Annotated in this window: 7 protein-coding genes; 4 read left to right on the forward strand and 3 right to left on the reverse strand. The window is 40.3% G+C overall.

Annotation, left to right across the window (positions count from 1 at the left end; genetic code table 11):
- Nucleotides 1-125 precede the first annotated feature (125 nt).
- From asnS to purB, 3 genes are all read right to left on the reverse strand, one after another.
- Nucleotides 126-1,517 carry an asparagine--tRNA ligase gene (asnS, locus tag AC1DCD_RS00430; RefSeq protein WP_464639347.1) on the reverse strand — a complete coding sequence of 464 codons (1,392 nt, stop codon included), beginning with the start codon at nucleotides 1,515-1,517 and terminating at the stop codon, nucleotides 126-128.
- Nucleotides 1,518-1,613: 96 nt separating this feature from the next.
- Nucleotides 1,614-3,200, reverse strand: a complete 1,587-nt coding sequence (locus AC1DCD_RS00435) for a pseudouridine synthase (RefSeq protein WP_464639349.1) — start codon at nucleotides 3,198-3,200, stop codon at nucleotides 1,614-1,616.
- 104 nt (nucleotides 3,201-3,304) lie between these two features.
- Nucleotides 3,305-4,651, reverse strand: a complete 1,347-nt coding sequence (gene purB, locus AC1DCD_RS00440; RefSeq protein WP_008448551.1) for an adenylosuccinate lyase — start codon at nucleotides 4,649-4,651, stop codon at nucleotides 3,305-3,307.
- Between the two features lie 447 nt (nucleotides 4,652-5,098).
- On the opposite strand from purB, the gene AC1DCD_RS00445 reads away from it, so the two are divergent.
- The 4 genes from AC1DCD_RS00445 to trmB all read left to right on the forward strand — a co-directional run bounded on the left by AC1DCD_RS00445 (nucleotide 5,099) and on the right by trmB (nucleotide 10,428).
- Nucleotides 5,099-5,527, forward strand: a complete 429-nt coding sequence (locus AC1DCD_RS00445; RefSeq protein ID WP_039864360.1) for a Fur family transcriptional regulator — start codon at nucleotides 5,099-5,101, stop codon at nucleotides 5,525-5,527.
- Between the two features lie 107 nt (nucleotides 5,528-5,634).
- Nucleotides 5,635-8,115, forward strand: coding sequence for a bifunctional UDP-N-acetylmuramoyl-tripeptide:D-alanyl-D-alanine ligase/alanine racemase (locus tag AC1DCD_RS00450; RefSeq protein WP_464639351.1), 2,481 nt, complete (start codon nucleotides 5,635-5,637; stop codon nucleotides 8,113-8,115).
- A 24-nt stretch (nucleotides 8,116-8,139) separates the two neighbouring features.
- Nucleotides 8,140-9,540, forward strand: coding sequence for a DNA recombination protein RmuC (gene rmuC, locus AC1DCD_RS00455; RefSeq protein ID WP_464639353.1), 1,401 nt, complete (start codon nucleotides 8,140-8,142; stop codon nucleotides 9,538-9,540).
- Between the two features lie 90 nt (nucleotides 9,541-9,630).
- The gene (gene trmB / locus AC1DCD_RS00460) at nucleotides 9,631-10,428 is read left to right on the forward strand and encodes a tRNA (guanosine(46)-N7)-methyltransferase TrmB (protein ID WP_008448544.1); all 798 of its coding nucleotides are present in this window, start codon (nucleotides 9,631-9,633) and stop codon (nucleotides 10,426-10,428) included.
- The last annotated feature ends 436 nt before the right edge of the window (nucleotides 10,429-10,864 follow it).

Consider the following 10,864-nt stretch of genomic DNA (forward strand, 5'->3'; position numbering starts at 1 on the left):
AGATGGCTTAACCCGAACTGGGGTATTATATGTAAAGGAAATATCCTTTTTAGCAAATAATAATAGTAAAGGGCTAAAATCCAACACTGGATTTTAACCCTTTTATTATTTTCTGAAGAGTTTTTTTAAAACTCTGCGTTCTTTGGTGTACGTGCAAAAGGTATCACGTCGCGTATGTTTTGCATACCTGTAACGAAGAGTATGAGGCGCTCAAAGCCCAGTCCGAAACCGCCATGTGGGCAAGTGCCATACTTACGGGTATCAAGATACCATGAGTATTGCTCTGCTTTCATGCCTCGCTGCTCTATTTCTTGTAACAGCTTATCGTAGCTTTCTTCACGTATAGAGCCTCCTATTATCTCGCCTATGCGTGGGAAGAGTACGTCTGTGCCCTGCATAGTCTTGCCGTCTTCGTTCTTTTTCATGTAGAACGACTTTATTTCGGCAGGGTAATTGCTCATTATTACAGGGCGTTTAAAATGGTCTTCTACAAGGTAGCGTTCATGCTCGCTGCTAAGATCCATGCCCCATGTGGTAACGGGGAACTCAAACTTAACACCCTTCTCTTGTGCTTCTTTTAAGATGTTAAAGCCCTCGGTGTACGACAGGCGTACAAAGTTTTCCTTTAAAACTCCCTCTAAACGGTCTATTAAGGTGTGGTCTATCATCTTGTTAAGGAAGTCGAGATCGTCCTTACAGTGCTCTAAAGCCCAGCGCACGCAGTATTTTATGAAGTCCTCTTCAAGATCCATTAGCTCGGGAAGGTCTATGAAAGCTACTTCTGGCTCTACCATCCAGAACTCTGCTAAGTGGCGTGGTGTATTAGAGTTTTCAGCTCTAAAGGTAGGCCCAAAGGTGTATATAGCTCCTAAGGCAGTAGCTCCGAGCTCTCCTTCAAGCTGTCCTGACACGGTGAGGTGTGTGCGCTTTCCAAAAAAGTCTTGTTCATATTCCACCTTACCGCTTTTAGCTATACGGTCTAAGTCTAATGTAGTAACCTGAAACATGTTACCAGCTCCTTCGGCGTCGCTCCCTGTTATGAGTGGTGTGTGGAAATAATAGAAGCCATGCTCATGAAAATAGCGGTGTATAGCAATAGCCATGTTATGGCGTATTCTGAACACTGCCCCGAAGGTATTTGTGCGTAGGCGCATATGCCCATATTTACGCATATACTCAAAGCTCTGTCCTTTCTTTTGCATAGGGTAGTCGCTGGGACAAGTTCCGTATACCTCAATGTCTTTGCATTGCACTTCTGAGGTTTGCCCCTTTCCCATGCTTTCCACCAAAGTGCCTGTAACGCTAATGCAAGCTCCGGTAGTAATACTTTTTAAGGTTTCCTCATCTACAGACGAGGGGTTTACTACCACTTGTATGTTCTTAATAGTAGAGCCATCGTTAAGTGCTATAAAGTCGACAGCCTTACTACTACGATGAGACCTAACCCATCCTTTTACTACAATATCTTTTCCAAAATTGGTACAGGATAAAGCATCTACTATTTTAGTTCTTTTCATTTATGTTATAATGTGTAGTGATATGTTGCAGCTTAGCTGCATATGTAAAAAGTCTGGTGATATAAGGAAATATCACCAGATGAATAGTTTTTCTTATTATTCGAAAGCTCCCATACGTAGCATTTCCACTTCTTTCTGTGTGAGGAAACGCCAGTCGCCACGCCTAACATTCTTTTTGGTTAGCCCGGCAAACATTACGCGGTCGAGCTTTACCACTCTATAGCCTAAGCTCTCAAAGATACGGCGTACAATGCGGTTCTTTCCGCTATGTATCTCTATGCCTACCTGTGACAGGTCGTCAGGGGAAGCATATTCTATGGCGTCTGCCTTTATCTCGCCGTCTTCAAGCATTATTCCTTCTGCTATTTTCTGAAGGTCGTTGGCAGCAACGGGCTTGTCGAGGAAGACGTGATATACTTTTTTCTTTAAAAACTTAGGGTGGGTGAGCTTGCTTGCAAGGTCGCCATCGTTAGTAAAGAGTAATACTCCTGTGGTGTTACGGTCAAGACGCCCAACGGGATAAATGCGCTCAGGGCATGCGTCTTTAACGAGGTCTACCACCTTTTTACGCTGTTGTGGGTCGTCGCTTGTGGTAACATAGTCCTTAGGCTTGTTAAGAAGTAGATATACTTTCTTTTCTAACGACACTGTTTGCCCCTTAAACTTTACCTCGTCAGTGCGTAGAATCTTAGTTCCCAGTTCGGTTACTACCTCACCATTTACCGTTATTTGCCCAGAAGAAATGTAGTTGTCAGCCTCTCGGCGTGAGCATACCCCTGCGTTAGCAAGATATTTGTTTAAGCGTAAAGGCTCTGTAGGGTCGGTGTGCTCTTCGCTATATTCTATGCGTTTCTTTAGCGAATATTTTGCGTTAGGGTCATAGTCGGCTGTGCGCTGGCGGTAACGTCCCTGGCTATAGCTGCTTTGTTGCCCATAGCTGCGGCGCGAGTTGTTATATCCGCCATGACCTCTGTAAGAGGTTTGCCCCTGTTGATAGCCGCCGTGGTTATTGTAACCGTTTTGGCGAGGCTGTGTATAGCTTCCATAACGCTGCTGGTAGCCACCGCGAGAGCTGCTATATCCGCCTTCGCTTTGTTGATGCTTTCCGTCAAATCCGTCTTCTGCTTGTTGGTGAGAGCTGTATCGTGGGCGGTAAGCGTCTGCCTGCTGATAGCCATTCTCGCCGTTACTATTATAGCGTGGGCGGTATGAGCCTTGCTGGCGGGGCTGATAACCTCCCTGCGCCTGATAGCTTCTGCGCTGCTGATAACCACCATCACGCTGCTGATAGCCTGCTTGGCTTTGGGTGTCACCGTCGTTAGCACTGTAGCGTGAGCGGTATGAGCTTTGACCTTGTGCGTGGTAGCCCTCACGCTGCTGATAGCCTCCACCATAGTTGTTGCTATAGCGTGGGCGGTAACCTCCTCGCCGCGCCTCGTGATCGCCGCTTGCAGAGCTTAAAGCCGAGCCAAACCCTTCGGGGCGGAAGCCTCCCGTAGGCTGTTCTTTAACATTGCTGGAGCTATAAGCACGCTGCGAATGGATACGTGGGCGTTGTGGTCTTCCCTGAGATGTTGGCTGATTACCTTTGCTATAATTGCTTTGTTCTGTTGCAGAGTAGCCTTCTCGGCTTACTTCTTCTTTCTCTTTACGAGCATCATCTTTCTCAAATTCTTCTACCATAGTATTTCTTTTGTTGCTTTTAAAAGTGCCTCCCGGCTCATTACTTTGTTTTACTTGTTTTTTGTTGTGATATTTTGTTTTTTATGTTTTGTTGTGCTCTTATCTTATAAGCCTGTATAGTTGTGAGGTGTTATGGCTCTTAGCTCTTTTTTCACCTCTTCATTAACGTCTAAAGTATCTATAAAATGATGTATTGTTTCTGCGGTCATCTTTGTGTTAGTGCGTGTGAGCTTTTTTAATGCTTCATAAGGGTTAGGATAAGCCTCTCGGCGTAATATGGTTTGTATAGCTTCAGCCACTACAGCCCATGTGTTGTCGAGGTCCTCTTCTATCTTTTCCTTATTAAGGATAAGCTTTCGTAGCCCTTTAAGCGTACTCTGAATGGCTATGAGGCTATGGCCAAGGGGTACGCCTATGTTTCGTAAGACGGTAGAGTCGGTAAGGTCGCGTTGTAACCTGCTCACGGGCAGCTTTTGTGCAATAAACTCTAATATGGCGTTAGACAAACCGAGGTTGCCCTCACTGTTCTCAAAGTCTATAGGGTTTACTTTATGTGGCATAGCACTAGAACCCACTTCGCCTGCCTTTATCTTTTGCTTAAAATATTCCATAGAGATGTATAGCCACATATCTCTGTCAAGGTCTATAATAATGGTGTTTATCCGCTTTATGGCATCAAAGATGCTGCCCAAGTGGTCGTAATTGCTTATCTGTGTGGTAAGCTTTTCACGCTCTAAGGATAGCTTTTGGCTTACAAACTTGTCGGCAAAAGCCTTCCAGTCGTAGGCAGGGTATGCTACATGATGTGCATTAAAATTGCCCGTAGCACCGCCAAACTTAGCTGTGTGCTTGCAACTCTTTAGCGTAGATAGCTGCTCTTTAAGCCTATATGCAAAGACTTCTATCTCTTTTCCTAAGCGTGTAGGCGATGCAGGCTGCCCATGTGTCTTTGCAAGCATGGGCACATCTTTCCATTCTTTGGCGTAGGCTTCTGTTTGAGCTATTAATTCCTCTACAAGGGGATAGTATACCTGCTCAAGTGCTTCTTTTACAGATAGGGGTACACTAGTGTTATTAATGTCTTGTGAGGTCAAACCAAAATGGATAAATTCTTTATAAACTTCTAATCCACCTATTTTGTCAAACTCTTCTTTTATAAAATATTCAACAGCCTTTACGTCGTGATTAGTTTTGCTCTCTATGTCTTTTACACGCTGTGCTTGAGAAAGGGTAAAATTGCGATAAATGTCGCGCAAAGTGTCAAAAAGAGCATTATCGAAACTCTTTAGCTGGGGTAGCGGCATTTCGCATAAAGCTATAAAATACTCTATTTCTACACGCACTCTATAGCGTATGAGAGCATATTCAGAGAAATACTTAGATAGTTGTTCTGTTTTGTTTCTGTATCTACCATCTATGGGTGATACTGCAGTTAGTACCTCAAGATCCATATCCGTTTAATTTTTCATATCCGCAAAATTAATCATTTTTTTGTGATAAAAGTCATAAAACACCAATATTTTTTCTAAAAAAGCATAGATAAAACATATTATGGGTGACATCTTAAGACGTAAAACATGTGTAAAAGCAGTGATAAAGGCCATCTATAGAAAACAAAAATAAATTATTTTTATAATAAAAATAGATTAAAAATGAATCAAAAATAATTTATTTTTTACAGCAACACACCTTTTATTAGTGTTATAAATCTTGTCTTTTATGATGTATAAGTGGTGCGTTTTGTGAGTTTTTATCTATCATTATTTTTTGTTTTCTATTGTTTTTTAAAAGTTTTATATTATATTTGCAGTGTTTTATTTTACTTTTTGTAGTATTTAAGAGCGTCTTTTTCTTTTTATATAGAGGGGGAGTGCTTTTTTATAAGCCAAATGTTGTATATGGAAAAGGAGGATATAGAAAGTTTGTTATCAGGTCATAATATTCGTGTTACAGCCAATAGGATACTCATAGCCCAGACCTTATCAAAGAGTAATGAGCCTTTGTCGATAAAAGATTTTGAGCATCGCTTGCATACTATAGACAAATCGAATATTTTCCGTTCCCTTACCTTGTTTAAAAAGCACCATTTAGTGCATCAGCTACAGCAGGAAAATGGCATGACAGCATACGAGCTGTGTTTGCGTCATAATAGTGAGAAGGACGATGATGTGCATGTACATTTTTATTGTGAATATTGCCAGCACACTTTTTGTTTGTATAATGTGCCTATTCCGGAGGTTAATATTCCTGCAGGTTTTGAGGTAACGGGGGCTAACTATGTGGTAAGGGGAGTTTGTCCGCAGTGTGCGAAGAAAACTAAAAAATAAGTATTACTTATATTGGCAATTTTATATTTTCATTACCTTTGCACACGTTAATACTTGTTTTAAGTGGTAGAGGCAGGTGTAAAGAGAAAAATATAATTGTAACAGAAATGAGTTATAGTATAGAGAAAATAGCTTCTTTGTTAGGAGTAGAGATATATGGTGGAAGAGAGGGAAGTGTTAGTTTTTTATTAACGGATAGCCGTTCGCTTTGCTTTCCTGAAGAGACTTTGTTTTTTGCTTTACGAACAGAGCGTGGCGATGGTCATAATTACATTTCGGAGCTTTATGCTCGTGGCGTTCGTTTCTTTGTGGTAGAGGAGCTTCCTTGTGAGTGGGAAAAGCTCTATAGTCAAGCCAGCTTCTTAAAGGTATCTTCTTCTAAGAGGGCTTTGCAGCGTTTGGCAGCCTGTCATAGAGACGAGTTTCATATCCCTGTAGTAGGGGTTACGGGTTCTAATGGTAAGACGGTAGTAAAAGAGTGGTTATACCAGTTGCTTTCGCTTTCAAAGAGAGTTACCCGCTCTCCTCGAAGTTACAATTCGCAGATAGGTGTGCCTTTGTCGGTATGGCTGCTTAATGAGCAAACGCAGGTGGGCATATTTGAGGCAGGCATTAGCAAAAAGGGCGAGATGGAGGTGCTTCGCAATATTATTAAGCCCACGATAGGTGTACTGACGAGTCTTGGTGATGCTCATCAAGAGAATTTTGTGAGCATGGAAGAGAAATGCCGGGAAAAGCTACGCTTATTTACTGATGTTGATGCGTTGGTATATCCTTATGATGACAAGCTGATAAGAAGCTGTGTAGATACTTTTTCTTTTAAAGGTAAGAGGTTAGGCTGGTCGGTAAAAGACACCAGTGTTAGCTTGTTTATAAAAGATATAAAAAAGTCGGAGCTTTCCACTACCATTACTTATATATGGACACAAGAGAAGGAAGATAGTTATACCATTCCTTTTATAGACGATGCCAGTATAGACGATTCTATTACCTGCCTGGCTTTATGCCTATATTTAGGTATTAAAAAAGAAGTTTTAAAGGCTTGTATGCCTCTTTTAGAACCTGTAGCAATGCGCCTTGAGGTAAAAGAGGGGCAACGTGGCTGCACGCTTATTAACGATTCGTACAATTCTGATATCAACTCGCTCGATATAGCACTCGATTTTATGAATCGCAGGCCAGACCATAAAGGTCGTAAACGCACATTAGTGCTGAGCGATATTCTTCAAAGTGCAGAAGACGATGAGGCTCTTTACAGGCGTGTAGCCTCATTAGCAGAAAAAAGAGGTGTGGAAAAGTTTGTCGGCATAGGCGAAACGCTTATCTGCCATCGTAAGGCTTTTGATAATATTAAGGATAGGTGTTTCTTTGCCACAGTGGGAGGATTTCTAAGTAGTAATGCTTTTAGGCAGATGCACGACGAGGTGATTTTATTAAAAGGTGCTCGTTGTTTTGGTTTTGAACAGCTTACGGAGATGCTTGTAAACAAGGTGCATGAAACAGTATTAGAGGTTAATCTAAATGCTATTGTAGATAATCTAAACTGGTATCGCTCTTTGATGAAGCCCCAGACAAAACTTGTTTGTATGATAAAAGCCGATGCATACGGAGCAGGCTCGGTAGAGATAGCCAAGACCTTACAGGATCATCGTGTAGACTATCTTGCCGTAGCGGTGGCTGATGAGGGAGTTACCCTGCGTAAGAACGGCATTACTAACAACGTAATGATAATGAATCCGGAGATGTCTTCGTTTAAAACTCTCTTCGATTTCGACCTTGAGCCAGAGGTATATAGCTTTCGTTTGTTAGAGGCTTTGATAAAAGCAGCCGAGAAAGAGGGTATTACAGGTTTTCCTGTTCATATAAAGATAGATACGGGTATGCATCGTTTAGGCTTCGACCCAGTGAAGGATATAGACGAGCTTATTCATCGCTTACAAAGGCAAAGTGCTATAATACCACGCTCTGTTTTCTCCCATTTTGTAGGTTCTGACAGCGATAGTTTTGACGATTTCTCTTCACAGCAGTTTGCTTTGTTTAAGCAGGGGGCAGATAAGCTGCAGGGAGCTTTTCCACATAAGATACTTTTCCATATGGACAACTCTGCAGGCATAGAGCATTTCCCTTACAGACAAATGGATATGTGCAGGTTAGGCTTAGGTCTTTATGGTATCAATCCCCGTAGCAACAAGTGTTTTAATACTATCTCAGAGCTTAAAACCACTATTTTACAGATACGTAATGTTCCCAAAGGCGATACCGTGGGTTATTCACGCAAAGGGGTTATTAGTCATGATAGCATGATAGCAGCCATTCCAATAGGTTATGCCGACGGCTTAAATAGGCATCTTGGTAACAGGCGTGGCTATTGCTTAGTAAATGGTAAGAAAGCAGAGTATGTAGGCAATATATGTATGGATGTGGCTATGATAGATGTAACAGGGATAGATTGTAAAGAAGGAGATCAGGTGGAAATATTTGGTAAAAACCTTCCTGTAACAGTGCTTAGCGATATACTCGATACTATACCTTATGAGGTGCTTACCAATGTTAGCAATCGTGTAAAAAGAGTTTATTTTCAAGATTAACGTGTATATTTAGATTTTTTCTTTATGCTGATATTTTATGTTTTAGCCTTCTTTTTAGGAGCATTAGTGATGTACCTTATCCTTAAAGTGTACCACACAAAAGAGTTAGGGAAAGTAAAGGCAGACTTGTCTTTGGCTGCAAACCAGTTAGAGATGGAGCGAAAGAGCGGAAAAGAAAGGCTGGAAAGTCAGCAAAGGTATTTTGAAGAGCGATTAAAGCAAGAGCAGGTAACAGCAGAAAATAATATTAACATGTTAAAAGCCTCTGCTCAGGAGCGTGTAAAACAAGAGCAAGCACACTCTGCTCTTTTAAGGGAAGAGCTGCAAAAGGAAAATGCTAATAAGCTAAAGCTCTTACAGGAAGAGGTGCGCAACATGGGAGAGAAAATGCTTACAGAACATCAGAACAAGCTCAATTCTGCCGACAAGGAACGCTTAGAGAGTGTGCTTAATCCGCTAAAAGAGCGTTTAGAGATGTTTAGTAAGACCGTTACTACAAGTAATAAAGAAAGCGAAGCTACTAAGACGGAGCTTCGTACAGTGTTTGAGGAGTCGATAAAGCGTTTACAGGAAGGTCAAAGGCATAATATAGAGATGTTGCGCGAAGACCAACAAAGAGCAGTGGAAGAGCTTAAAAAGCAAACCGAGAGTATAGGAAACGATGCAGCTTCTCTCACTAAAGCGTTGAAAGGCGATTCTAAAATGCAAGGCGATTGGGGGGAGATGATTCTTGAACGCACTTTAGAGGACTGCGGATTGAAGAAGAACGAGCAATATTTTCTTCAGGAAAATGTAAAGGACGAAGAGGGTAACAACTATCGTCCTGATGCTATTATAGCTTTTCCTAATAATGAGCGGGCGGTGATAGATGCGAAAGTATCTCTCACGGCATACCAAGAGGCAATAAAGGCTGATAGTAAGGAAGAGCAGGAAAGGTATCTTAAAGAGCACGTAAAGTCTGTTAAGGCACATGTAGATGAGCTTGCTGCGAAGAATTATGACGTGTTAGTGTCTGGCTGCATAGGGTATGTTTTAATGTTTGTGCCTTATGAAAGCGGATATTCGGCAGCTATAAAGACGGACCCTTCTATCCTTCAGTATGCTTATCGTAAGCATATTATCGTCTTATCGCCAAGTAATTTGCTTATGGCACTTCAGCTCACACATACCATGTGGCAAAACTATAGGTTAAATAAAAATGTAGAAGAGATTTTACGTCAGTCGAATGATCTCTATGATAAGTTTGCTCTTTTTGCCGAAACTTTCATAAGTATAGGTACAGGTATAGAGCAGCTAAAGACACGTTACGAGAAAGCAAAAGGACAGCTAAACTCTGGTAAAGGAAATGTTGTTAGAAAGCTGGAAACACTAAAAACACTGGGAATAACCCCTAAAAAAGAAAATCCTTTAAGCATAGAAGGGTGAAAAGATTAAGGTTTCTTTGATGTGAGAAATAGCAATATAGAGTGGGGTTATAATATTTTTTTTCTTAATTAATAATATTATCTTTGTAGCATGAGTAAAGGAAAATTAGAAAAGTTTGCAGCGTTAGAGACTTTTAAGAATGTGTTCCAATGCCCTTTTAGTGTGATTAGTCAGGGCGCATTTGATATGAAAGGTAAATGGCGCGAGCAATATTTCCATAATGATAATCCTATAGTTTTAGAGTTGGGTTGTGGAAAGGGAGAATATACAGTAGGGTTAGCTTGTAAATATCCTGAAATTAATTTTATAGGAGTGGATATTAAAGGGGCACGCATATATACCGGAGCTAAACAAGCCTTAGAGCAAGAGCTGGACAATGTAGCCTTCTTGCGTACGAGTATAGAGTTTATTGATAGATTTTTTGCTAAAGATGAAGTGCAGGAAATATGGCTTACCTTCTCTGATCCACAGATGAAAAACGTACATAAGCGGCTCACGTCTACCTTTTTTATGAATCGTTATAAGCAGTTTTTGGTAGATGGAGGGATTGTACACCTAAAGACCGATTCTAACTTCCTTTTTACATATACTACTTACATGGTAAGTTCAAATAACCTTCCTGTGATTTATCGCACCGAAGATCTTTATGGTAATGAGCATAACGAAAAGGCTGAGGCTGAAGAAAAGATAGATGATAAAACCTTAGAAATACTATCTATCCATACCTATTATGAGAAGCAGTGGATAGAACGAGGTTTAAATATAAAGTATATGAAGTTTACTCTTCCTCATAACGTTTCGCTTATAGAACCTAATATCGAAATAGAGCTTGATGAGTATCGTTCTTATAAGCGTTTTAAACGGAGTGGGCTAGAAAAAAGCAAGTAAAAGGAATGTAATAAGAAAAGTATAGGAAATTCTTTTGATTATTGCTATATATATAATGTGTAGTCCTCTTATACTTTTCAAAAAGAGTTTCTTTTCAAAATTTTCTTAGTTTTTTTCTTATAATAATTTGTTAGTTTAAGAAAAAGTATATACCTTTGCACTCGCTTTTACGAAATAAGGACAAGTTTCCTTAGGTAATAAGCTAACGAAAGAGTTCTTTGAAAGATTTATATAAACAGACAAAGTAGTACAAGAAGCATATTACGTATTTATATGTAATAGGTAAAAGAAACGAACCGTTGATTTACGAGGTGCTTTTTTTCACTTGATACTTTAATAGATTAGGATACATTCGAGCGAAAGATACAAACTTGGTTATATTGTATATAGCCATCATTAAAAAAGATTTTACAATGGAGAGTTTGATCCTGGCTCA

This window comes from Prevotella sp. C0209C1 (assembly GCF_056583855.1).

What these genes read in the sequence shown, in the direction of transcription:
- asnS (WP_464639347.1), bottom strand. Translation starts at nt 1,517, where the DNA reads ATGAAAAGAACTAAAATAGTAGATGCTTTATCCTGTACCAATTTTGGA.
- AC1DCD_RS00435 (WP_464639349.1), bottom strand. Translation starts at nt 3,200, where the DNA reads ATGGTAGAAGAATTTGAGAAAGATGATGCTCGTAAAGAGAAAGAAGAA.
- purB (WP_008448551.1), bottom strand. Translation starts at nt 4,651, where the DNA reads ATGGATCTTGAGGTACTAACTGCAGTATCACCCATAGATGGTAGATAC.
- AC1DCD_RS00445 (WP_039864360.1), top strand. Translation starts at nt 5,099, where the DNA reads ATGGAAAAGGAGGATATAGAAAGTTTGTTATCAGGTCATAATATTCGT.
- AC1DCD_RS00450 (WP_464639351.1), top strand. Translation starts at nt 5,635, where the DNA reads ATGAGTTATAGTATAGAGAAAATAGCTTCTTTGTTAGGAGTAGAGATA.
- rmuC (WP_464639353.1), top strand. Translation starts at nt 8,140, where the DNA reads ATGCTGATATTTTATGTTTTAGCCTTCTTTTTAGGAGCATTAGTGATG.
- trmB (WP_008448544.1), top strand. Translation starts at nt 9,631, where the DNA reads ATGAGTAAAGGAAAATTAGAAAAGTTTGCAGCGTTAGAGACTTTTAAG.